Genomic DNA, 24,418 nt, shown 5'->3' on the forward strand with positions numbered 1-24,418 from the left:
ATTGACCAATTTTCATTTTCGGTCATTTAGTCAGGGGTTATTGTAACACCCGCCGAACGATTTGACAAGAGCAATCGAATATAAGCACGCAAGGGAGTGAATGTCATTGCACTCTTACTCCACATTATTTATTATTTTAAATATAACGATAAATCGGGGAATTCGCTGCAATGAAAAGCGTAATACCAGACGCTTCGTTCATGCAGCGACTTTTGGCATCCATATACGGTTGGGGTGAGGAGTTTAGTGAAAAAAGCAGTTGATTTTGCCTCCTAAAAATAAAACGAATCGTTTTTAGGAGGCAAAAAACAATGAAACCAAATATGAAGTCCGTAACATCCAAACGTTTACAAAAGCAAGGATCGTCAACGCTTTTGTTGGCCGTATTCGCTCTATCCGTCCTCGTGGCCGCTATAACGGTGGATATGGTCAATCCGGTACTTCCTCTGATAAGCGACCAATTGGAAGCCTCGGAGGCCCATGTGAGCTGGGTAGTGAGCGGAATAGCACTTATGCTGGCGATCGGAGTTCCGCTGTATGGGCGCATGTCGGATTTCTTTGAGCTGAAGAAGCTGTTTTCTTTCGCTGTATCGATACTGTCGCTGGGAAGTCTGATTTGCGCTTTCGCTCCGAACCTTCTCGTCCTGGTTTTGGGCCGAATGGTTCAAGGTGCCGGGATGTCAGCCATCCCCGTCCTTTCCGTCATTGCCATTTCCAAAGTTTTTGCTCCGGGAAAACAAGGAGGGGCTCTCGGCATCATAGCAGGTTGTATTGGTGTCGGAACAGCCGGTGGCCCCATATTGGGAGGAAAGATCGGGCAACTTATAGGTTGGCAGTCTCTGTTCTGGATTACGTTTCTACTGTCTCTCCTTATCGTTATTGGAGCGCTCTGTGCGTTACCGAAGATCGAACCGGCGCTGGAGGCCAGACAGCATCGTAAATTTGATCTCCTCGGAGGAGGGCTGCTCGGACTTACGGCAGGGCTGCTTCTATTTGGTGTAACACAAGGTGAAACAGCCGGTTTTTTCTCGTTCCCTGCATTGGGCAGTATGACGGGGTCTCTCTTAGCTCTGATCGGATTTGTCTGGCGTATTGTCACCGTAGAGCATCCGTTTGTTCCTCCGCTCTTGTTTAAAAACAGGTTTTATGTGAGTTCGGTTATGGTGGCCGTTTTTTCGATGTTTGCTTATTTTTCGGTACTTGTTTTCGTTCCGCTGCTGGTCGTGGAGGTACACGGACTTTTCCCCGGACAGGCGGGAATGCTTCTATTGCCGGGAGGTGCGGCTGTGGCGATTCTTTCGCCATTCATAGGTCGTATCTCGGATCGATTGGGGACGAAACGCCTGATTATGGTAGGGGTGACGGTGATGGGGATATCCACCCTATTCTTGTCGACCTATGCCTCTGGAGCATCTCCCGTTTTGGTTGGTCTAGGGGTCCTAGGCGCAGGGATCGCTTTTGCGCTTACGACTTCCCCTGCCAATAACGCTGCGGTAAGCGCGCTGACCCAAGAACAAGTCGGTGTCGGGATGGGGATATTCCAGGGTGGTTTGTACCTTGGAGCAGGCGTGGGAGCGGGGATGATCGGGGCATTATTAACCGCTCGTCGGGAAGCCGCGAATGCTTGGAATCCCTTGTACGGGCTGGATGCTATCCCTTATTCCGATGCATTTCTGGCTGCGGCCGCCAGTGTGTGTATTGCATGGATAGCCGCGTTGGGACTGCGAAATGACAGCTAACGCGAAATGCTTGTTGACGATGAAGACCCGAATAGGAACGCAATAAAAACAGCGGCAGTCTGAGACTCTATTGTCAAGTCTTAGTCTGCCGCTGTTTCTTTTATAGACCCGGGCAAGCCGCTTGCTTCCGTCCTTTTACACCCAGCGAATCGCCGCGACCGCTCCGCCCGCCGAGGCGCTTCCCGTCAACGCATTCGTCAGCGTAATCGTGCTGCCGGCTACGGCGCTGATCGTCGACCAATGCGTCGTGCGGTCGTCCAGCAGTACCGCGACGACATCGCCTGCCGTCATGCCCGCCGCGCTCGACACGCCGACCAATGTCGCTCCCGATGTCGCCGCCGCTGCAAGCGCAGAATCGATCCGGGCCGTACACATCCAGAAGCCGCTGCCGTCGCTTTTGGCCACCGCCTGACCGGCATAGGCAAGTCCCCGTACCGGCTTTGCGGCCTGAACGAGCGGCCGCTGCTGCAAGCGCCGGATCGTTTCCACCGTCTGGGCGCTCGCCGTCGGCTTCAAATAAGCCATCAGCCGCACATATTCGAAGCTGCCCGGGCCGTTATGGTATACGGCCAGGTTGGCATATTTGACCGCAGGATCGTTAAACACGACCCACGCGGTGCTGACGTTCGTCCCGAAGCTGGCGTAATCCCCGGTCAACGTCCAGCCCCCGATATTACTGATGTAAAGCCGGTCGTTCAGCAAAACTTTATTCTCGTCGTAAGCGTACACCCGGAAGCGGAATAGCTTGGCGTCCGAATCGAACTTGAACCGGCGAATGTCCTGAACCGGGATCAAGCCGGTTTCGTAGATGACCGCAAAGTTTTGCGCCACCAGCTTGTCAAAACCGCTGCGGGTCACCTTCTGTACGTTATTCACCTCCGCGGTATTGTCATAGATAAGGCTTGTCCTGTCGATCCGCATGACATCGTCGATCCGGTACAGCGCTTCCATGCTGGACAACACGAAGTTTTCCTGCCCGTTATCGGTGACGACCGCTCCTCCGGCCGTATTGCCAGGCGCCGAGATAAAGTTGTCGATAAGCACATTGTAGTACGTGCCCGCGGCGAATTCGATCTGCGTCCCGCCTTCGGTGCGCAGATCGTAAAACTTGTTGCGGACGCCTTTCTTGATCTGAATGATCGAGCCCGCGCTTTCCACGCACGTTTTGATGAATACGTTGTTGTTATGGGCGTAGGTTACGCCGTCAATAACCAGCTTTTTGACCGCGCCTTCGTAAAACGTGTTTTCGTTAATCCAGCTCAATCCCGCTGCCCCGTAGAGCTCTAGCGTGTTGATCATTCGGCCCAAGTAAAATTCCGAATAAGCGATGCTGGACATCGTCACATCGGCCGCATCGGCGAACAACTGCAAATAGTAGCAGTTCATGACCGTCACTTTGCCGTTTTTCAACCCGACTAGCCGGATTCCGATATCGTCGGCGTTCAAGGTGCCGCTCTTCGTCACGCTGGCGAAGAACAGCCGGTACGTCTTGGAGTTGCGCGAGTCGTTGCCGGCGAGGATGGCGTACGTATGATCGACATAGGAGACGATCGTACCGAGCGACTCGATGTACGGAATATACCGCATATTGACCGTGGACGTAATCTTGACCAGCATCGTCTGCGGAATGAACAGAGGCTTGCCGTTCGTGCGGGCGGCATCGGCCGCGGCTTGCAGGGCGGCCGTATCGTCGGTCACATTGTCGCCTACGACGCCGTAATCGGCTGCGTTTATCCATGCATCGCAGCAGGTGTCGCCCAAGCTGCTGCCGTATACGCTGCCCGTTACGGAGCCGGCCGCGCTGCCGTACGGAACGCCGAGCAAATTGCCCGCCGCCAGAGCCGCCCCGGCAGCCCCCAATGTGCCTAACAGCTTTCTTCTGGACATCGTGTGGTCGCTCATGCTTCATCCATCCTCTCCAAATTGTCGATCCGAAACCGATGCTCGCCCTCCCAGGCGAGATGCGGCATATACACTTGCGCGGAGCTGCCGTCCGGGCGAAAAGCAAAGCCCGGATCGCCGTCGGTCGCGATCAGCGTCTCCCGTCCTTCGCGGGCGATGCCGGTAATCCGGTAGCCGCTCGATCGGCCGTCGGGGTGGGTGACGATGACGAACGAGCCTACCGCGGTCGACGGCACAAGGGCATCGGTAACGAAGCCGTCCGCTCCGTCGCCGGCACCCGACCTTCTGGTTCCCCGCACGCTTCCCACCAGGGGACCTTCGCCGCTCAATACCGTGGAGCCGATCTGCAGCAGCTTGCCTCCGAACAGACGCATCTGCACAACGCGTCCTTGACGGAGGCGGATAAACCCCTTATGACCTTGGAGCGTCATATCCCGCACCCGCATCGGACGACTGGGGTCCCCCGAGCTGAGCACGATGTCGACCGTCTCGCCGTAGGTTACGATTAGTGCGGCGTCCCCTTCGACATCCCTTTCAATATCCGGGCGTTCCACGCTCCGGATACGTCCGGCCGCTCCCGTATAAGGCTCCATAACATTCGCAAACGTGCTGCGCAGATGCTCTCCCTCGCGCCGAAGCACGAATTTGGGGAGAAAATGCCGGTCCAGCTGGTCGTTCGTATCCGTCTGCTTGCCGCCCGTACGGGTCGCCCGCAGCGAAGCGGCACGACCGAGAAACAGCTCGCCGCCGCTTGCTTCGGTAAAGCCGAACAGGCGCAGCCTCGCACCCGAGCCCGTTGTCATCACCATCTCGTAGCGGCCGTCAGCGATCTCTCCGCGGCGCACATCCCGCATATACAAGTAAGCGTAGTAATGGTCCTCAGCCCGGCCCTTATCGTATTCCGACACCGGCTCGGCCGTTTGCGTTCCGGGCGGCAGCAGGTAAGGACCATAGTCGGACAAAGGGATCGATGTCTCGAAGGCCGAGTCCTCGTTGGCCGCGCCGTTCAGCGTATATTCGTGCCGGCTGCCGCCCGCCACACGGAACAAATCCACGATGTAGCCTTCGCCTTCCCCTGGATCGCTTCCGTCGAAACCGACGGACCACAGCTCGCGCGAATAGGCGTCGACGATGCCCGGATACGCCGTCTCCTGCTCCGCCTGCACGATTTGCACCGCTTCGTCCACCGGGGAGATTGCGCGGATGTTTCCTCCGTGCCGGGCCGCCCCGGCCGTCGACATGTCCCGGCCGTCCACCACAACGGTATTGTGGGCAAACGTGGAATTGAACAGCAGCCGGTACCGCGTATACGTGTACCCGATGTCCGGCAGCAGCTCCAGACGCTTCGCGTACAGAAGCAGCCCCAGCGGGTCGGCGTGGTGGTGGCCGTATTTCGGCGAGAAGTTGAGAACGGCCTGCATCTGCCGCTCGCCCGTCCCTCTGCACAGCTTGACCAGCCCGCCCGCCGGGAGCAGAGCCATAGGCGCGTCCTCCGCCGGTGCCGGATGGCGCTCGAACGCCCACGTATCGTTGACCGGCACGTAACGTCCGTCCGGATAAGTCCACTGCCGGCGAAGCGACAGCGAGCGCTCCAGCGCAGGGAAACGGGCCCCCATATCGAGGTCGTCGTAACGCTCCCCGGTGCGCGGCGAGACGTATCCGGCAGGATCGCTCCAGCCTTTCAAAGCCTCCATGCATTCCGCGAGACCGCTGGCGATCTGTTCATGGTAGCTGAACGCCGCTTCGCCCCACAGGCCGTCCGCGAGAAAGCGCCGCTCGCACAATCGCTTCATCCGCTCGGTCGCCCGGTGAATGAGGTCGGGCTCGTTCAACGCTTTGCCCAGCGCGATCTGGCCGAGCCAATGGACGTAATCCATATTGCCTTCAATGATCGGGTAGCTGTCGGCGTACTCGAGCTCCGGACGAAACAGCTCCTCGACGACGAGACGCCCGACATCTTGCCCTACTTCCTTGCCCAGCTTCTCGAACGCATCCGTACGGGAAACGGCGGCGTACGCTTCGGCCAGCGGTATAATGGCGTACAGCTCCATGATGTGCCAGCGCTCGAAGATGCCTCCCCAATACGGATACGGCGGCGTCAACGCCGGGTCGACGGGATAGTTACGCCATATAAAATCGTTTACCGGCACATAGCCGGCATAGGCCAGAGCCCAAGCGTACAGCAGCCGCGCCGCTCCGAGCGGGTCGTCCGCGGCCACATCTCGCGTAGCCGCCAGAGCGTATTTCTTCTGCTCGTACCACAAGTGGGCGGTGACGAAATATCTTCTTCCCGCTTCATCCTCATAGTACGGATAGATCACCTCCTCGCCCTTCCGGTTCCGGACGACAAGCGTACGGTCCTCCGGGTAATCCGGATGCGGGTATTCGACGCCGTCGCTTACCGTCACGAGCCGCTGCGGCGAATCCGCGCTCCAGGCGTAGACGCGGTCGGTCCGCGCTTCCGGGTCGTGCGGCACTCCGGCGAACAGAAAGCCGACGCGATCGGGGATGAGTCCCATGATCCGCCGCACCCGTTTCGAGGCAGGCACAAGCTCCACATTCGCCTTTTGCCCGTCGTCCCGCAGCTCTTCAGCCTCGCTTTCAAGGCGATGACGGTACAGCTCATGGCCGGCGGCAATCAGGCATTCCGTCTCGAACGAGACGAAAGCGGCATAGGCGCGGTCCTTCCCCACCTCCAGCCGAATGCGGAGCTGAACGACGCCGCTGCCTTCCGGCTTCGGATGGGCGAAGCGGGCTATCCACCGATCCCCCTCCCGGCTCAAGTTCAGCACCCGGACAGTCGTCCCGGTTCCGTCCGGGTGGCGCCACCCCAGATGAAGCCGAGTATCGGCTTCGCCCGAATCCCCCGTTTCGGGTGGAATCGGCAGCGCCAGCTCCTTCTCCCCGAACGATCGATAACGAACCTCTACCCCTTCCGGTTTCCACGGTGCGACAGAGCGCTTGGCGCAGTCCCCCTCGTCCCCCGAGGCAGCCGGCAAGTCACCAAAAAACAAGCTGCCCGTCCGCCCTTCGCCGGCCGCGTGGCAGGCCACAACATACGTTCTCCGCTCCAGCGGCTTCACGTCCACGGCGCTGTCCATGTAATACGAGCGCCATAACGGCGCCCACGAGCTGACCGGCTCCGGGCCTTCGCGGTAACGAACCGCATTGAACCGCCATTCCCCGACCGGTCCGCACGCCGCGCCGCCGGGAAGGGTCAAGGAGGCGAACGGAATAACTGCCTCTGCGATACGGATACGTTCTTCCCCTTCTGCCAGCGTCGTCAGGCGGCAGGCGTTCTCAGGCAGCGGAAGACGGCTCCGCTCGGGTCCGAAATGATCCCATCTCAACTCGTAAGCGAGCCCGGCTTCCGTGTCCGTCGCCCGGTTGGACAGCGGGATTGGCAGCTGGAAAAAACGTCCCTCGGCGCCCTCGGGGCTTATAATCAGGTCGATCTGTTCGAAGAGCGGCGTCTCCGGGGCGTTGTCCGGAGGGAAAGCCGTTACCCGAATGTACAGATGTACGCTGTCGCAACCGATGCGAATTTCGGTACGCGCTTCGGCAGGCTTGCCGCTGCGCAGCTTGCGGAAGTCCGACAGACAGGCCGCCGCATTCCAGTCGGGCTCGGCCGAGCCGTCTCCGATCCGGCTGCGGCCGCCCTCATCCCGTTCGCCCGCCTCCTCCTTCAGCGGAACGACCGCCCATCTGTCCGCCAATACGCCGCGAACCGCGCCCCGTCCGGCTTGTTCCTCCCCCGTTCGGCGCGGATGTTTTACTGACCCGTTTCTCACGCTAGCATTCCTTTCCTGTCCGATTAGGCTCATGCGACGAATCCCGAATTCCGCTATAATGTAGGTAGAAGATTCCGATATACGGGGAAGTGACGCCAGCTTGAGCACGCTCGGTTACCCCAGATTTACGCTGCAATTGGAACTCGCCATCGAGCATTTGTATACGTACTATTACTTCGAACTCCCGCCCCATTACACGACCGTGAAGGAGCAAAACGACTTCTGGACGTTGTGCTATATGGACAAAGGCGAGATCCGGGTATTTACCGACGGACGCGAACGCCTGCTGAAGCAAGGCGACATCATCCTTTATGCGCCCGACACCCATCACTGGGGCCAGACAACCGGCAAAAACGCGCCCAACATCATGATCGTTACGTTCGATTGCGCTTCGCCTTGTCTGGACGGCTTGCGCGACGCCTCGTTTCCCCTGCTGGACGACGAGAAGAAGATTATTTCCATCCTGCTTCAGGAGGCGTACGGAGCGTTCGAGCTGCTGACCCAGGACTGCATGATTATCCGCAAGCCTGCCGTCCCGTTCGCCGGTGAGCAGCTGGTCAAAAACTATCTGGAAATTTTGCTGTTGCGCCTAATCCGCCGCCAAGCGCTGCCGGACGCGGAACAGGCGGGCATTACGTCCACGTTGAAGCAAAACCGGGACAGCCGGCTGCACGCCGAAATCGTCCGGCATATGCGCAAGCATCTGTCGACTCCCTTGTCCGTGGAGGCGTTGTGCCGCCAGTTCGGCGTCGGCAAAGCGCAGCTGAGCGCTTCCTTCAAGCAAAGCACCGGCTACGGGCTGATGGAATATTTCAATTTGCTCAAAATCGAAGAAGCCAAGAAGCTCATTCGCGAAAATAATTGCACGGTCACCGAAATCGCCGACCGGCTCGGATACAATAATGTGCAATATTTTTCCAAGCAGTTCAAACGAATCTGCGGCATGAAGCCGACCGAATACGGCAAGACCGTTCAGGTGCGCTTCGGGAGAGGGGACGCCAGCCTGACCGCGCTCTCCGCGAACCCCTTCCTCGTCACCCCTTTGCTCGACCTGCCTCCGGACGACTGACCCGGCGCGGTCAAGGCCGTATTCCGGCAGCCCTAAACAACGGTCTATTTCTTCGTCTCCAGAAACGCCGCGATGTCCTTGTTCCCTTGCTCCTCCGCCTCGCGCAGCGCCGTGTTCTTGTCTTTTTCCTTCAATACCACGGCATTGTAGGCCGGAAGCAGGCTGTTGTACGCCTTCGTGTTGGCCAGCAGCTGCTCCTTCGTCGTCATCGAGAGCGGCGCGAACTGCTTGGGCATTAGCGCCGAGGCATTTTTCGTCTTCAGATAAGGAATGTCGGCGCCGTATTGCTTCATCGCCTCGTCGCGGTTTTTCAGCGCAGGCAGCAAACCGTTTTTAGCCAAATGCAGCTGGAATTCCTCCGATGCCAAATAGGCAATGACCTCGAACGCCTGTTCTTTGTACTTACTTGTGTTCGTTACATAGAAATAGCTCGGATAAGGCTGCGGACCGACGCCCGGCTTGTCGGCGAACACCGGATACGAGGCGACGTCCCAATTGACCGCCTCCTTGAACCGCGACGGGCCGAGCGCGGACAAGCCCATGAACATCGCCGCCTTCTTGTCCTTGTCGAACATATTGACCTGCGAGCCGAAGTCGACGGTTTTCTTGTCCACCTCGTTGCCGGGAATCTGATACATACTGGTCCAAGTATCGAACAGCTTCTTGAACGTATCGGAGTCGAAGTTGACCTTCTGCGTCGTCGCGTCGATATACGGCAAAGAAAGCTGGTTCAACAACATCGAATGCGACATCGAAAGCGTCAAGCCGTGGTACTGCTCGCCTCCGTCGACGCGCGACATCGTTTTCGCAATATCGTACAGGCCGTCCCACGTCAGTCCGTCCTTCGGATAAGGGACCCCGAACTTGTCGAACAAGTCTTTGTTGTAGAAGAGCGTCAGCGTGTTATTGAATACGGGCAAGCCGTACAGTCCGCCCTTGGCCAGCTTGCGCTGAAAATCGACCGCCGTCGGCTCCAGCTTCTCCAGATCAAACCCGTACCCTTTGACCAGATCGGAGATGTCGTACTGGAGCTTGTAATCGAGCAGGTCGCCGGTCTGACCGGTGGAATAGTACAAAATATCGAGCGTCTGTCCGGCGGCGATCATCTTGTCCATGAGGTTGGCGCTGTTGTAAGGCAGAAACTTGACCGTGACATGGGGAAACTTCTCCTTGATTTTATTGCCGAACATCTTCATAAACCCGTCGTTGTCAAAATCGCCCGATGCGGAGTAAAACACCAACTCCACCGAGTCCTTCTTGGGCTCCAGCTTGGCCGCTGTTTTCGGCTGCTGCGCCGGGGACGGCGCGGTGCCGTCGGCACCCTTGTTACCGTTTTCATCTTTGCCCGAGCCGGAGCAGGCCGTCAGAGATACCGCGAGCAGAGACGCCGCGGATAAAGCGAGCCATCGTTTGGAAGCTGTCGTGTCGGTCATATGTGTTCCCCCTCTAGGAAATCGTTTGAATGATGTAAGTGTAGAAGAAAGCGCTGCAAAAAACAGTGCAAAAAAGTCCGATAGTTTTGCTTCTTCGTCGGCATACATAGGAAACAAGCATGAAAACGAAGCTCCGCCACCGGCAGCTCCGTCCCCATGCTTGTTTCATACCCTTTTCATGCTTGTTCCCTACCCATTCTACTCCACCCGTTTCCGAAAGTCATTCCGATAAAGCACAATCCGATCCACGTCGCTATCCGGCTCACGTCCTCGTTTCGCCAAAATGCCGGGCGAACCAGTCGGCTGCAGCCCGAACCTCGGTTCCGGTCAATTGGTGGCCCTGGCGCTCCCAATGCACCTCCACGGAAGCTCCGGCTCCGGAGAGCAGCCGTTCAAGCTGCTCCGTCTCGCCAGGCGCGCAGATCGGATCATTCGTCCCGGCGCCGATCCAGACCGGCGTTCCCGACAGATCCGGCAAGGCAATCCCGCGCAGCGGCACCATCGGATGATGCAGCACCGCGCCGGCGAGAGCGTCCTTGTAATGGAACAGCAGGCTTGCCGCCATGTTCGCGCCATTGGAATAGCCTACCGCAATGACCCGGCTGCGATCGAAGCCGTATTGAGCGGCAGCTTCACCGACATAGTCGTGCAGCTCATGAGTCCGGAGAACGAGGTCCTCCTCATCGAACACCCCCTCGGCCAACCGACGAAAAAACCGCGGCATCCCGTTCTCCAGCACATTCCCCCGCAAGCCGAGAACGGAAGCTTGCGGCGCCAGCGCCTCGGCGAGCGGCAGCAAATCGCGCTCCGTCCCGCCGGTTCCGTGCAGCAGCAGCAGCGTTGGCGCATCGACGATTCCTTGCTTGAATACGTGCTTCATTGCGTATCTCCCTCCAGTTCCCGGACTTGAATCGGCGGCAAGCCCTGCGCCACTTCGTCTCGCCGGTCTTCCAGCCAATGGGGCAGCATCAGTTTCTCGCCCAACGTCTCGAACGGTTCGTCATGAGCGAATCCGGGCGTATCCGAGGCGATCTCGAATAAAATGCCTCCTTCCTCGCGAAAATAAATAGCGTTAAAGTATTGCCGATCGATCACCGGCGTCGGCTCGAACCCGCTCCGCACAATATGCTCCCGCCAGCTGCGATGCTCGGCCTCGTCCTTGGCCCGCCAGGCGATATGGTGAACGGTCCCGGCTCCGCCGATGCCCCACCCCATCGGGGTATGATTCACATCGATGACATTGCCCAGCTCGCCGGAAGCGCGGAAGCGGACAAGCTCCCCTTCCCGGCCTTCGCGCTCCAACCCCATAACCGATTCGAGCACGTGCATCGTACGCTCCGGGGCGAAGCTGTTCAGCACGGCTCCGCCGAAGCCTTTGATCGCCATATCGGCCGGAACTCCGCCGAACGACCAACGGCTCGGCGTTCCCAGCTCGCGCTCGACCAGTTCGATTGCCAGACCGTCCCAATCGGCGAAGCGGATGAACGACTCGCCGAACCGTTCCGTGCGGGTCGAAGCGATTCCGAGCCGGTTCAGCCGGTCCTGCCAAAATTCAAAGGAACCGACAGGCACGGCATACACCGTAACGCCGACTTGACCTCCCCCGATTTTGCCCTTGCGTCCCCCCGCCCACGGGAAGAAGGTGATGGCCGTGCCCGGGCTGCCCGATTCGTTGCCGAAGTACAGATGGTACACCTCCGGGGCATCGAAATTGATCGTCTTCTTCACCAGCCTAAGACCGAGAACCCCGGCATAAAAATCGACGTTGCGCTGCGCGTCCGTTACAAAAGCAGTAATATGATGAATACCTGCCGTTTTCATCGTCATCTGAAAGTCCTCCATTCGTTCCGCATCCGGATTAATCTTAATTTGTATTATCTTTAATTTAAGATAAATATACACCGAAATGTGCAATTTGGCAATACCCTAATCGTTGGCACATATTCGCCAAAAGTTTTTTTGTAACTTATTTGCGACTCGCCCGTATAAACAAGAGAGACTTATTTATGGCGAAAGTAGAGGATGTATCGCATGAATCCCAAACAATTTATTATCGTCAGCACAATGGCGCTCGTCATCTCCTTCAGCTCCATGATGCAAGAACATAAAGCTTATGCCCAAAGCCCTGGAGCGCCTTCGCTGGACCGCCCGTCCTGCTCGAACGCCCTGGATGAATTTCATCTCGCCTTGGGCGTCAGCTCCGATGAAGAAGTATACGACGCTTTGTACGACGGACGGAGTCTGGCGGATATCGCCGACGCCAATCAGAGAGACGTGCAGCAGCTGATCGACCTTCAGGTCGCCCAATTGTCCGAGCAATTGGACCGACGGTACGAGAGCGGCAGCCTGCCTGCCCATCAATACGAAGCCCACAAGGCCGAGCTGCGGCTGATGATCGCCGACAGCGTGTACGGCAACCTTTGACGGCAAGCCGTTCCTCCCCCCCCTACCGGGGCAAACGAAAAAGAGCCCTCTTCCGGCTGACCGGGGAAGGCTCTTTTTCTGCTTGGCGACGGTGTTAATCGCCGATTTTTACACCCTTTTTCAACGACTTCTGGTCGCTGTTTGTGTTGACCAGTAAGGGGAGCATCCTTGTACCGCGTTGCATAGGAGACGCGCACTGCCGACAGGTTGGCGCTTCCTCGAACGAGAAGTTGTCTCTCATCCAGCCGTTGCAACCGTCTTTCGCGCACAGCCAAATGGCTGTCAGTTCTTCGGGAACTTCCTCAACCTGCTTTTTCCTTGAATACATAGATGAGCCCCTCCCTTACACAGTTTTACCCAAAACAGCCAAAAATAGCCCTGTCCCATCTAGCATATGCAGCCGAGCCCGTTTCCATCACTTCAACCGGAAAAACATTGGCTCGTCGATCGCCAGACCACCGGCTATTCAGCGAAATCAAGTTACTGCGGAAGTTAAAAAAAAAGCCGCCTCAACTGACGTCAAGGGCGGCTCTTCTTTTTTGGCTTACAGCTTTACTACGTTCTCAGCTTGCGGTCCGCGGTTGCCTTGTACCACATTGAATTGAACGCGTTGGCCTTCGTCCAAAGTTTTGAAGCCTTCACCCGTAATCGCGCTGAAGTGTACGAATACGTCGTTTCCGCCTTCTACTTCGATGAATCCAAAGCCTTTTTCTGCATTAAACCATTTAACTGTTCCTGTTTGCATGGTATTACCTCCACATTGTTATTTACATGATTTTCTTTTTCGCTTAGAAAAATAAAAATTCACATATTGGAAAAGGTTACTTACTTCACCCAATAGCAACCCTTTCCAATATGTGAATAGGTTTCAATCATGGTTAACTACATGATAACACGGTTTATCGAGAAAAGCAAATATTTCAAAATGACCCAACCGGCATACCGTCATTCGTCCTGTCCGGGCCGATGGCATGCGCATAGAATAAGGAAGCATTCATGGAGGAGAGATCGCTTTGACCCGTTATGTGATCGTAAACGCAGACGATTTTGGCTTATCGGACCGCGTCAATGAAGCGATCCGGATTGCCCATACCCGCGGCCTCGTCTCCAGCACGTCGCTGCTGCCCAATATGCCCGGCTTCCTACATGCCGTCGCGCTGGCCCGGAAAATCCCGACCCTCGGCGTCGGTCTCCATGTCAACCTGACGATCGGCAAGGCGCTTTCCCCGAAGGAGACGGTAGCTTCGCTCGTCAATCCGGACGGGACATTCTCGGATCGGCGCCGCGAATGGCGGGAGGACGAAATCGAACGGGAACTGGGGCTGCAATACGGCAAGCTGACGTCGGCCGGTTTGCTTCCCACCCATCTGGACTCCCATCACCATATCCATCTCGAAGTTCCGGCCGTCCATTCGGCGATGAGGAAGCTGGGACGCCTTCATCGCATTCCCGTACGGCTGCATCCGTGGGCCGAACGCGATCCAGAGGATCCTCGCACAACGGATTTTCTTATTCTGGACACCTTCGATACGATCGATGGAGTGGAACGGCTGCTCGCCCATCTGCAATCGCTGCCCGAAGGATGTACGGAAATCATGTGCCATCCGAGCGCACCTGATACCCGCATGCCTTCCCGCTTTGCGTGGCAAGCGGAGCAGAGCACGGAGCTTGGAGCTCTGACCGATCCGAGAGTGCTCGAGGCGGCAAGGCATCCGTCTGTCGCGCTCATTCACTTCGGCCAGCTTCCCTCGGAACGGCAAGCGACCGCCGAGGCCGATTCGCCGGAAACTAACGCCGCCGTCTCCTTCGTCGATGAATCGACAGCCAGCGGCACTTCCGCGGACGATATCAACCTACCGCCAGTCTCGCCAGATAAGGCTGCGAGCCGTCACCTTCGCTTCGCGCGAACGTCCAAACGCAAGCGCTCCAAGCGCTCAAGCCGGAAGCGCCGCGCCGGAAAAAGCTTCCGGCCGCTTCAAAAAAACCGTCCGCCCCTCTCGCCGGGCCGTCGAAAGCCGCACCGCTCCCGTGCCGGCAGGAGGAAACCATCTGCCGACAGAAGCGTTCGCCGCTGACCGCTCATAGGCTTCAAATAACCACTCCGAGGTCAGACGACGCTACGTACCGTAAAATTTTCAAGCTTCTTCCCGGTAGTCCTCGACGATGACCTCCACCGCCCCCGTCTCGGGGTCCATCACGAAGCCATGCACAGGCACCGCTTTCGGAAAGAGAGGGTGCCTCCGGATCATTTTGACGCTGTGCATAACGCCATCCTCTGCGCGCTCAAAACCGCGCAAAAACTTTTCCATGCGGATTCCGGAATTTTCCAGTGTCTCGATTACCGTCGGGTCGATGCCGTTCTCGACGAATTTGCTCACCATCCGACCCGGTTCTATCTCGGTCATGCCGCAGCTGTGATGGCCGATCACGATAACCTCACGCGCTCCCAGCTCGTACACCGCCACCAGGATGCTGCGCATGGCGCTCCCGAAAGGCTGGGTCAATATGGCGCCGGCATTCTTGATAAACTTCGCGTCCCCGTTTTTCAACCCCAAAGCCTTCGGCAGCAGCTCGCTCAGCCGCGTATCCATACAAGTCAGGATCGCCACTTTTTTCTCCGGATACTTGTCCGTTAAGTAGTCCTCATACCGTTTCTCTTCGACAAATTTCCGGTTAACCTCCAATAAGCTTGGAACGATAGACATCTCGTGGCCTCCTTGCATGCGCGGTTTGTATATCCGGCAATACTATAATCTTGTGTTTCAATTTTACCATTCCATCGCCCCTCGTAGCAAAACAATGCCTGCCGTACGAGTGAATTTTACGTTTTTTTAACAAAAACAGGCTTGCTGCATACAGCAGTTGTTTCGCCATAACCGCTGCCTAAAGGCGCCAACCTGCAATAATCGCCAAAAAGGAGCCGTGCCCCGGGTTCGGGCAACAAAGCTCCTTTCCGCACTCCTTTACGCCTTTACGCCGTAACGTCGGACGTTCGCAGCCGGTAGATCGCCCACCCGCCGAACGCTGCGGCATAAAGCAGACTCATGATGCAGAACAGAAGCTGGTCGCGAAACGAAAGACTCGTCTGGCTGAGCACGCCCATTCCGATCGTCAGCAGCGAATGTGGAAACAGCAGTCCCGCCTTCAATACATACATCCCCAGCCCCGCAAAAGCGGCGCATAAGCCGATGCCGACGGGCGCTGCAAAGCTGCGGATTCTGAGCGACAACGCCAGCTGCAGGCTGCAGATCGCAACCGCCGCCAGCCAACCGCGCAGCAGCCAGCCGAACAGCTCGGGCGGGAGAGGTGATACGAGTCCAATGACTTTTCCGCCGATGTAATAGAGTACAAACATCAACGCTTGGACCCCCGCCATCAGCATGCCCGCTACGGCAAGCTTGGCTGCAAAAATGCCGGACGCCGGTACGGGCGCCGTCATTATCGTGTTCCAATTTTTGTTCAAATGCTCCAGTCTGCACAAATAAGCGCAGCATATGGCGATAAGCGTAGGCAAGAAAAATTCCGCGTAAAACAAACCGACCTGGGACCACAAACTGTACCATTCATGACTCAAAGCTCCCCTGTTGATCGAGAAGTTGGCGCAGCCGATCAGCGCGCTTACGACTGGCAGGGCCAGCAGGACGGCCCACAGATGGGAATGGCGCAGCTTCAGCCATTCGGCGCTTATGCATTGTTTTAGCAGTTGCATCCCCTACACCTCCTGCCTGGAAACATGAATGCTCCCCGCCGCATATAGAACGAGGCCCGCCGCGATCAACAGCGCCATGATCGGTACGCCCGCAGCCGGTTCCCTCACCATAAACTGCACGTTGTCATTCGCATAGCTTTGGGCAATCGGGCTTAAACCCGTATAGTACGACCAGAGGAGCAGGCTTCGTATCCCGGCCGGAAACAAATCGGCCGCCATGCCGACGAACCCGCCGAGCATGCCGAGACAGAGCGCGAACGCCTGGTTTTTTACCGCCATGGACAACCATTGCTGCACAGCGATCACGACCGCATGAGCGATCACCGTGCCGATGAAAAACCGCGCCAGCAGCACAAAGGGAACTTGTTGCCCGAATCCATGAGCGGCGCCGAAAGCCGCAATCGCCAACACTTGCGCAAGGCAGACCCCCGCCATGATCAGGAATGCGCAGCCGTACTTGGCCGCATAGAGCTGCCCGCGCTTGGCCGATACCGACAGCAGCAGCTTCCATGTATTTCCCTTGTGCTCCATATCGCATATTCGCGAGACGCAGACGGCGACCAAGATCGGTGCAAACAAACCGTTCAAGGAAGCGACCATCGCCACAACCGGCTCCCATTCGGCCTGATCGGGGATGCGGGAGATCGACATGCTCGCCGCCATAAAAGCCCACGCCATCTCTACGCCGGCCAGCAATAGGACCATCAAAAACAGGCGCTTTCGGCGCAATTTGTACCATTCGAGACCGAATGCTTTCATTAAAGGCTGTGCTCCTTTCCGGTAAGGTCTAGAAAAATGCTCTCCAGGTTCCGCTTATGTTCTTCTATCCGCAGCACGCCGATGCCCGCCAGCGTCAAATCCCGGTTGATCTGCGCAACTTGGACATCCGTCAAGCTTTCCAGCCGGAGCGTGTCTCCCTGTACTGCGGGTGCATAGCCCTTGCCAGCGAGCAGTTTCTCCGCTTCCTCATTTTTGAGCGTCTTGATCGAAATCGCCGGCCTGCTTCTGTTTTGCAGCTGGTCCAGCCTGCCTTGAAACAGCATTTTACCCTGATTGATAATGCCCACCGACGTAGCGATCTGCTCGATCTCCGACAGCAGGTGGCTTGAAAGCAGCACCGTCATCCCGTACCGCTGGGGCAGCGATTGAATCAGCTCGCGAATTTCCCCGATTCCCGCCGGATCCAGGCCGTTGGTCGGCTCGTCCAAGACGAGCAGCCTCGGAGAAGCAAGCAGAGCCATGGCAATGCCCAGACGCTGCTTCATGCCCAACGAATATTGCGACGTTTTTTTGTCTTTCTGCTTTTCCAGACGGACGATCGCCAGCGCCTCCGATACATTCCGATCCGGCACGTTGCGCAGCCGCTGAACGACGCGCATATTTTCGAGCCCGGTCAGATGGCCGTAATAGGAAGGCGACTCGATCAGAGAGCCTGTTTGGCGCAAAATATGGCGGCGGTTCGCGGCAAACTCTTTTCCGAACACGGTGACTGTCCCTCCGGTGGGATGCGCCAGTCCCAGAATCATTTTCAAGGTCGTGGATTTCCCCGCGCCATTGGGACCCAGAAAGCCGTAAATTTCCCCCTCTTGCACGGACAAGTTGACATCCTGCACCGAATGGGTATTGCCGTATCGCTTGCAAAGATTATACGTGGCTACGATGGAACTCATTGTCGTCGTCTCCTACCGGGCTGGCCCTTATATTTGTATCTTCATGGTAACGGTCCCGTCTTTCATCAAGCTGAAGCGAACCTTACGGCAGCCTTAAATCGCGCGAAAACGCAACGATACGGATCGCCGGACGAAAAAAGCAAGGTATACTAAACAAAGGGAGGATGGCATATGGAGGATTTCAAAAGCAGGAAGCTGCTTATCGTGGACGACGAACGCGACTTGCGGGATATGGTGGACGGATTTTTACGCAAGGAAGGGTTTACCCGCATCTATCAAGCTTCCACTTGCGCGGGAGCGCTGGAGCTTTGCCAGTCGGTCAAGCCGGATCTGGTGATTCTGGATATTATGCTGCCCGACGGCGACGGGTTCTCCCTGCTCGCTTCCCTCCGGCAGCTGTCGGACGTGCCGGTTCTTTTTTTATCGGCCAGGGGCGAGGACGCGGATCGCTTATTGGGTCTCGGGCTCGGCGCGGATGAATATATGGTCAAGCCGTTTTTGCCCCGGGAACTGGTTTTGCGTCTGACGGCCATTCTGCGCAGAGTATATGCGCCTCCGCGGCAAGAGCAGCGACCTGTCTTTCAGGTGGGCGACCGGGTCGTCGATCTGGAAAGCGGCACGGTGCGGTATAATGGCAGCGAGTACCCTATTACGGCCAAGGAACACGCCCTATTGTCCAAATTTTACGAGAACCGGAACCGCATCGTGACGAACGATGCCTTATGCCAAGCGGCATGGAGCGACGATTATTACGGCTATGAGAATACGCTAATGGTCCATATACGCCGGATTCGTGAGAAGATCGAAGAAGCTCCCTCCAGTCCGGAGCATCTGCTGACCGTTCGCGGCTTGGGCTATAAGCTGTTGGTAAAGGGGGACTAGCGATCGAAGGCACCCATCGTATTTTAAAACGGTTTGTCGGCGCCACTATGCTGATATCCATCTCGTTGCTGCTGCTCAACCTTGTCCTGCTGCTTGTCTGGATCGGCAAAGGCATGAACGAAGGGAAATCGCCGGCGTCTGTCGTGCAAAGCGTAGCGGAAGGGCTGCATGCTGTCGATGGCGCGTACGCGCTGGAGGCTACGCCCCAAAAGACGCTCGATCATCTGCAGGTGTGGGCGATGCTGATGGACGAGTCGGGACAAGTCATCTGGCGGCATCATGTGCCCGACGACCTCCCCAATCGCTATTCCGTAACCGATGTAGCGAAGTTTTCCCTTCGCTACCTGAACGATTATCCCGTATTCGTATGGGCACACCAAGCCGGGCTTGTCGTGATCGGCTACCCGCAGGGAAGCTTGGCCAAATACCAGCATATTCTTCCCACCCGCTGGGTCGAGAATCTGCCGCTGCGGGCACTGTCCCTGCTGATCGGCAACATCGTGCTGGCGCTGCTGGTGTCGCTCTTGATCGGCTCCAGGCTCGTCCGCTCCATTCGTCCGCTGACGCGAGCCATCCACGCTCTGGCCAAGGACCAGCCGGCATATGTAGAGCCCAAGGGAATATTGGAGCACTTGGCGCGAAGCGTCAATCATGCCGCGGATTTGCTGCGTCGCAAGAACGACGCTTTAAAAGCAAGGGACGAAGCCCGCTCCAACTGGATCGCCGGCATCTCGCACGACATCCGTACTCCATTGTCCATGGTGCTCGGCTATGCAAGCGAGTTGGAGGAGGATGGCCGTATCTCCGATCAGCAGAGAGGACATGCCGGGGTCATTCGCCGTCAGGCCGAAAAACTGCGTTCCCTAGTAAGCGATTTGAACCTAGTGTCCATGCTGGAATACGACATGCAGCCGCTGGTGCCGAAGCCGGTCCGGTTGGCGGCATTGGCCCGGCAGATCGCCTCGGATATGCTGAATAACGGACTGGACCCCCGCTATAGGCTTGAAATCGACGAATTGAACGAAAACGCCCAGGTCATGGCCGATGAACGACTACTGCTGCGCGCCATGTCCAATCTGGTGCACAACAGCATCAAACATAACTCCGACGGGTGCGAGATCCGGCTGCGGACAACGCTGGATACCGACGCTTGTACTTGCAGCTTTTTCGTATCCGACGACGGCCGAGGAAAAGCCCGAAGCGAGCTGTCCGAGCTGCTTGAGCTGCCTTACTCTTCGAAACGAAAGCGTCCCGGCTCGCATGAGCACGGCCTGGGGCTGCCGATGACGGCCCGAATCGCGAAGGCACACCAAGGATCCTTAAACCTGTCCAGCGATGTCGGCGAAGGATGGACAGCGGAAATCCGGCTTCCTGCCCTCATGTAAACGATAAAGAGCAGCTGTCGCAGAGGAACAACCTCTGTAACAACTGCTCTTATTCCCAATGGATGTCAGATCACGCAGCGGCCAATACCAAGCAGCCGCTTACTTGCTTTGGTGCGCCCGTAATTTCAGCAGAACCGTCACCGCTTCAGCCCGTACCGTCTTCGCATTCGGATCGAACTTGTTCAGGTCTTTGCCTTCCAGCATGCCCAATTTCTTATTGGCTGCCACGGTACCCTTCGCCCATTCCGGAATGTCCTTTTCGTCGGCGAAGCCGGTCGCCGCATTCGCTTCGATCGTTAGGCCGAGCGCTTTCGCGATCATCGTCGACATCTCCGCGCGCGTCATTTCCGCGTCCGCCCGGAATGTATTGTCTTCATACCCTTGAATAATTCCTGCCTGCACGGCTTGCGCTACGGCTTTCTGCGCCCATGTTCCAATATTCGCCTTATCGGTGAAGGTCAGTGCCTTCCCTTCTCCTTGCGGCTTCAGCGTATTCATCAGCATCACCGCAAACTCGGCGCGCGTCACGGCTTTCCCCGGCTTAAACGTACTGTCCGGATAGCCCGTCACGATTCCCTCGCTCACCGCCTGCTTGATGTTAGCCTCGGCCCAATGTCCGGCTATATCGCTAAAGCTAATCGCCGGCTTCGTCTCCGGTACTTTCACAGCAGCTTCCGGATCAACAGCGAATACCGCAAATTTCGTAAAGTGATCTACATCTACGGAAATCGTCGACCCCTGAATCTTGCCGCCCTCCACTTCGACCCATACTTGCTTGGCCTCATCATAATAGAATACGACGGGCTGTTGACTGCCTTTCAGCACGGTTGGGTCAAACATGAACGTCAGGGTGACCGGTTTATTGAAATTTTCTGTAAGGTTTTTCAAAATCTCAAAGACCGGGCTGGCCAGAACCGCTTTGTCAGTTAAAAGCTTTTGATAATCCAATAATTTCTCAATCGCGATTTTCAATTCTTTGCTCGTTGCATAAGCAGGAATTACGATCGTGACCGTATCTCCCAAGCTAGCCTTGCCGCCGCTACCGACAGGTATCGTTAACTTGCCGTCCGTGGAAGTAACTGTGCTGTCGCTGGAGGAAGCCGGGCCTCCGCCACTGCCTCCGCTTCCGCCGCCGTTGTTGCCATTGTTGCCGTTATTACCGCCGCTGTCAGTTGACGATCTCGGGGTTACTTCGGTGGAAGCAGCGGACCATGCGCCGCTGCCGACGCTATTGATCGCTTTCACCGTAAACTTATAGGTTACTCCATTCGACAAGCCGGTTACCGTAATCGGACTTGCGGTTCCGGTTACCACGATGTTGCCCGGACTGGAGATCACCTCAAAGCCTGTAATGAGACTTCCGCCGTTATCCGCAGGAGCCGTAAACGTAATCGTTGCCTGGCCGTTGCTTGCGACGGCCGTTACGCCGGTCGGCGTTCCAGGGACCGTTCTCGGCGTAGCGCTCACTTCGTTGGAAGCCGCGCTTTCTCCTCCGGCGTTGATGGCCTTCACGACGAAGTAGTACGCGATGCCGTTCGTCAGACCCGTGGCACTATAGCTGTAAACCGCGCCGCTTACGGTACTTATCTCGGTTCCATACGTTCCGGAGGTATTGCTCTGGAATACTTTGTAGCCTATTGCTCCGTTTACCGGACTCCACGTCAGCGTCGCTTGTCCATTGCCTGCTGTAGCAGACTCGATGACCGAAGCGCCCGGCGCCGGAACTTGCGGAGTCGCACTCACTTCGTTGGAGGCCGAGCTATCTCCTCCGGCATTGATCGCCTTCACGACGAAGTAGTATGCAGTGTCGTTCGTCAGACCCGTAGCGTTGTAGCTGTACACCGAGCCGCTAACCGTGTTGAGTTCGGCTCCGTACGTTCCCGCCGTCTTGCTCTGGAATACTTTGTAGCCTGTTGCCCCGCTTACCGGATTCCATGTAAGCGTCGCTTGCCCGTCGCCTGCTGCGAGAGACTGAACGACCGGAGCTCCAGGCGCCGGAACTTGCGGCATGGCGCTCACTTCGTTGGAGGCGGCGCTTTCTCCTCCGGCATTGATTGCCGTCACGACAAAGTAGTACGTGGTGCCGTTGGTCAAGCCGGTGGCGCTATAGCTGTATACGGCGCCGCTTACGGTGTTTATCTCGGCTCCATACGTCCCGGAGCTGTTGCTCTGGAATACCTTGTACCCTGTCGAACCGTTGACCGGATTCCAAGCCAGCGTGACTTGCCCATTGCTTGCTACGGCTGACTGGAGGACCGGCGCTCCGGGCGCCGGCACTTGCGGAGTCGCGCTCAATTCGTTGGAAGCCGCGCTTTCTCCTCCGGCATTGATCGCCTTCACGGTAAAGTAGTACGTGGTGCCGTTCGTCAGACCCGTGGCGCTGTAGCTGGACTCCGATCCGCCGACGGTATTGAGTTCCGCTCCATACGTTCCCGGAATCTGGCTCTGGAACACCTTGTAGCTGTTCGCTCCGTTTATCGAACTCCACGTCAGCGTCGCTTGCCCGTCGCCTGCTGTAGCAGACTGGAGGATCGGAGCTCCCGGAGCCGGAACTTGCGGCGTTGCGCTCACTTCGTTGGAGGCCGGACTATCTCCTCCGGCATTGGTCGCCTTCACGGTAAAGTAGTACGTGGTGCCGTTCGTCAGACCCGTGGCGCTGTAGCTGTATACCGAGCCGCTGACGCTGCCGAGTTCGGCTCCGTAAGTTCCCGGGGTATTGCTCTGGAACACCCTGTAGCCTGTTGCTCCGTTCACCAAATTCCACGTCAGCGTCGCTTGTCCATTGCCTGCCGTAGCAGAATGGAGGACCGGAGCGCCCGGCGCCGGAACTTGCGGAGTCGCACTCACTTCGTTGGAGGCTGGACTATCTCCTCCGGCATTGACCGCCTTCACGGTAAAGTAATACGGGGTGCCGTTCGTCAGACCGGTGGCGCTGTAGCTATATACCGATCCACTGACGGTGTTGAGTTCCGCTCCATACGTTCCGGGGGCATTACTTTGGAATATCTTGTAGCCTGTTGCTCCGTTTACCAAATTCCACTTGAGCGTCGCTTGTCCGTCTCCTGCTGTAGACTGGAGGACCGGAGCGCCCGGCGCCGGAACTTGCGGAGTCGCGCTGGCAGGCGCGGAAGCGACGCTATCCCCCTGACTGTTCGTAGCGACTACCGTAAACGAATAGGTCGTGCCGTTCGTGAGTCCTGTGACTACAATCGGGCTATCCGTCCCGGTAGCGGTGATCTGACCCGTTTCGGTGAACGCATCCGGATTGGCGGTTACTTTATACCCCGTAATCTCCCTTCCTCCGTTATAGGCAGGCAACGTAAAGCTGACGGTCGCTTGTTCGTTCCCCGCGGTAGCCGTTACTCCCGTAGGCGCATCCGGCGCAACCAACTTCGTCAGCTTCTGGATGCGATGGTTATTCGTATCGGACACGTACACATTGTCGCGGCTGTCTACCGCTACTCCGTTTGGAGTATTAAAATGGCCTGGCCCATTCCCATATCCACCTGCCAATACGCTCCACTGTTGCGTCACGGCATCTTTCTTTTGGATGCGGTAGTTGTATTGATCGGTTACATACACATTGTCGTGGCTGTCTACCGCCACTCCGAAGGGATTATAAAACTGGCCTGGCAGACTCCCAATAGTACCACCTGCCCATACGACCCACGTTTGCGTCCCTGCCGCTTGCTTCTGGATGCGATTGTTTTGTGAATCCGCCACGTACACATTGTTCTGACTGTCTACCGCCACTCCGAAGGCAGCTTTAAACTGGCCTAGTCCACTACCATATCCTGCCGTCCCCCCCAATAGGGTCCACTGTCCCGTCTCTACCGTTAGTTTTAGGATGCGATTCATCGTCCAATCGGTCACATACACATTGCCAAGGCTGTCTACCGCCACTCCGCCCGGAGCGCTTAACCCCATAGTCGGATAGAGTTTTTCCCACTGATTCGTGTCCACATTCAGCTTGCGGATATGACCGTAATTGTCATCCAAGACATACACATTTCCTCTGCCATCAACGGCCACTCCCTTTGGAGAATTGAACTCGCCCTCGTTAAATCCAGCGCTGTTGTCGCTCTTGCCCCAAAAGCTCCACTCTCCTGTCGATGCAGTCTGTTTTTGGATACGATGGTTCGACGTATCCGCCACATACACATTCCCGTCACGGTCTACCGCTACTCCATCCGGAAATTTAAACTGGCCTGGCTCGCCCCCCTCATTGCCAAGCGCACTCCACTCCTCGGCCGCTTGTGCAGGGATCGCAAATACACACACCATGAACAGCACAAGGCTCCAAACGAACCATTTGCGCTTGACCTGCTTTGCGTTTCTCGAATTCATATATTCCTTACTCCTCTCTTTGATCATCATCTGCTCTAGCCTTACTCCTACCCTGGTTCGCCGGATA

At 56.9% G+C, this 24,418-nt stretch carries 18 protein-coding genes; 6 read left to right on the forward strand and 12 right to left on the reverse strand.

From position 1 onward, the window contains the following. Positions 1 to 311: 311 nt before the first annotated feature. Positions 312 to 1,739, forward strand: a complete 1,428-nt coding sequence (locus ABD796_RS08780) for an MFS transporter (RefSeq protein WP_344905992.1) — start codon at positions 312 to 314, stop codon at positions 1,737 to 1,739. Between the two features lie 135 nt (positions 1,740 to 1,874). Here the strand turns inward: ABD796_RS08780 and ABD796_RS08785 are convergent, their stop codons facing one another. Both ABD796_RS08785 and ABD796_RS08790 read right to left on the reverse strand, forming a co-directional pair. After that, positions 1,875 to 3,641 (reverse strand): glycosyl hydrolase family 28-related protein, encoded by a 1,767-nt coding sequence (locus tag ABD796_RS08785; RefSeq protein WP_344905995.1) that lies wholly within the window; start codon positions 3,639 to 3,641, stop codon positions 1,875 to 1,877. After that, positions 3,638 to 7,432, reverse strand: coding sequence for a heparinase II/III domain-containing protein (locus tag ABD796_RS08790; RefSeq protein WP_344905998.1), 3,795 nt, complete (start codon positions 7,430 to 7,432; stop codon positions 3,638 to 3,640). Before ABD796_RS08790 ends, ABD796_RS08785 begins: the two co-directional genes overlap by 4 nt. 100 nt (positions 7,433 to 7,532) lie before the next feature. Here ABD796_RS08790 and ABD796_RS08795 point away from each other — a divergent pair, with 100 nt between their 5' ends. Continuing rightward, positions 7,533 to 8,501, forward strand: a complete 969-nt coding sequence (locus ABD796_RS08795) for a helix-turn-helix domain-containing protein (RefSeq protein ID WP_344906001.1) — start codon at positions 7,533 to 7,535, stop codon at positions 8,499 to 8,501. Positions 8,502 to 8,545: 44 nt separating this feature from the next. Here the strand turns inward: ABD796_RS08795 and ABD796_RS08800 are convergent, their stop codons facing one another. The 3 genes from ABD796_RS08800 to ABD796_RS08810 all read right to left on the reverse strand — a co-directional run bounded on the left by ABD796_RS08800 (position 8,546) and on the right by ABD796_RS08810 (position 11,761). After that, positions 8,546 to 9,934, reverse strand: a complete 1,389-nt coding sequence (locus ABD796_RS08800) for an ABC transporter substrate-binding protein (protein WP_344906004.1) — start codon at positions 9,932 to 9,934, stop codon at positions 8,546 to 8,548. Positions 9,935 to 10,196: 262 nt separating this feature from the next. Further along, a complete protein-coding gene (locus ABD796_RS08805; protein ID WP_344906007.1) occupies positions 10,197 to 10,814 on the reverse strand; it encodes an alpha/beta hydrolase in 618 nt (205 codons plus the stop codon). Further along, on the reverse strand, positions 10,811 to 11,761 hold the full coding sequence (locus tag ABD796_RS08810; RefSeq protein WP_344906010.1) for a ring-cleaving dioxygenase: 951 nt from the start codon (positions 11,759 to 11,761) through the stop codon (positions 10,811 to 10,813). Before ABD796_RS08810 ends, ABD796_RS08805 begins: the two co-directional genes overlap by 4 nt. Before the next feature lie 204 nt (positions 11,762 to 11,965). Here ABD796_RS08810 and ABD796_RS08815 point away from each other — a divergent pair, with 204 nt between their 5' ends. Further along, positions 11,966 to 12,358 (forward strand): hypothetical protein, encoded by a 393-nt coding sequence (locus ABD796_RS08815; RefSeq protein WP_344906013.1) that lies wholly within the window; start codon positions 11,966 to 11,968, stop codon positions 12,356 to 12,358. 94 nt (positions 12,359 to 12,452) lie between these two features. On the opposite strand, the gene ABD796_RS08820 is transcribed toward ABD796_RS08815, so the two are convergent. After that, positions 12,453 to 12,686, reverse strand: coding sequence for a cold-shock protein (locus ABD796_RS08820; protein ID WP_344906016.1), 234 nt, complete (start codon positions 12,684 to 12,686; stop codon positions 12,453 to 12,455). Positions 12,687 to 12,902: 216 nt separating this feature from the next. Further along, positions 12,903 to 13,103, reverse strand: coding sequence for a cold-shock protein (locus ABD796_RS08825; RefSeq protein WP_138879127.1), 201 nt, complete (start codon positions 13,101 to 13,103; stop codon positions 12,903 to 12,905). A gap of 268 nt (positions 13,104 to 13,371) precedes the next feature. On the opposite strand from ABD796_RS08825, the gene ABD796_RS08830 reads away from it, so the two are divergent. After that, positions 13,372 to 14,433, forward strand: coding sequence for a carbohydrate deacetylase (locus ABD796_RS08830; protein ID WP_344906023.1), 1,062 nt, complete (start codon positions 13,372 to 13,374; stop codon positions 14,431 to 14,433). A 60-nt stretch (positions 14,434 to 14,493) separates the two neighbouring features. On the opposite strand, the gene ABD796_RS08835 is transcribed toward ABD796_RS08830, so the two are convergent. The 4 genes from ABD796_RS08835 to ABD796_RS08850 all read right to left on the reverse strand — a co-directional run bounded on the left by ABD796_RS08835 (position 14,494) and on the right by ABD796_RS08850 (position 17,737). Next, positions 14,494 to 15,063: a beta-class carbonic anhydrase gene (locus tag ABD796_RS08835; protein ID WP_344906026.1), complete on the reverse strand. Its 570-nt coding sequence runs from the start codon at positions 15,061 to 15,063 to the stop codon at positions 14,494 to 14,496. 266 nt (positions 15,064 to 15,329) lie between these two features. Further along, entirely contained in the window at positions 15,330 to 16,067 is a 738-nt protein-coding gene (locus tag ABD796_RS08840) for an ABC transporter permease (protein WP_344906029.1), read from the reverse strand. Positions 16,068 to 16,070: 3 nt separating this feature from the next. Beyond that, positions 16,071 to 16,826, reverse strand: a complete 756-nt coding sequence (locus ABD796_RS08845) for an ABC transporter permease (RefSeq protein WP_344906032.1) — start codon at positions 16,824 to 16,826, stop codon at positions 16,071 to 16,073. After that, on the reverse strand, positions 16,826 to 17,737 hold the full coding sequence (locus ABD796_RS08850; RefSeq protein WP_344906035.1) for an ABC transporter ATP-binding protein: 912 nt from the start codon (positions 17,735 to 17,737) through the stop codon (positions 16,826 to 16,828). Before ABD796_RS08850 ends, ABD796_RS08845 begins: the two co-directional genes overlap by 1 nt. 171 nt (positions 17,738 to 17,908) lie before the next feature. On the opposite strand from ABD796_RS08850, the gene ABD796_RS08855 reads away from it, so the two are divergent. Together ABD796_RS08855 and ABD796_RS08860 are read left to right on the forward strand one after the other, a co-directional pair. Further along, positions 17,909 to 18,619 carry a response regulator transcription factor gene (locus ABD796_RS08855; RefSeq protein ID WP_344906038.1) on the forward strand — a complete coding sequence of 237 codons (711 nt, stop codon included), beginning with the start codon at positions 17,909 to 17,911 and terminating at the stop codon, positions 18,617 to 18,619. A gap of 2 nt (positions 18,620 to 18,621) precedes the next feature. Next, positions 18,622 to 20,004: a sensor histidine kinase gene (locus ABD796_RS08860; protein WP_379116598.1), complete on the forward strand. Its 1,383-nt coding sequence runs from the start codon at positions 18,622 to 18,624 to the stop codon at positions 20,002 to 20,004. A 99-nt stretch (positions 20,005 to 20,103) separates the two neighbouring features. Here the strand turns inward: ABD796_RS08860 and ABD796_RS08865 are convergent, their stop codons facing one another. Continuing rightward, positions 20,104 to 24,351 carry a fibronectin type III domain-containing protein gene (locus tag ABD796_RS08865; RefSeq protein ID WP_344906044.1) on the reverse strand — a complete coding sequence of 1,416 codons (4,248 nt, stop codon included), beginning with the start codon at positions 24,349 to 24,351 and terminating at the stop codon, positions 20,104 to 20,106. Between the last annotated feature and the right edge of the window lie 67 nt (positions 24,352 to 24,418).

The organism is Paenibacillus hodogayensis, from assembly GCF_039536325.1.
Classification (GTDB): domain Bacteria; phylum Bacillota; class Bacilli; order Paenibacillales; family NBRC-103111; genus Paenibacillus_AB; species Paenibacillus_AB hodogayensis.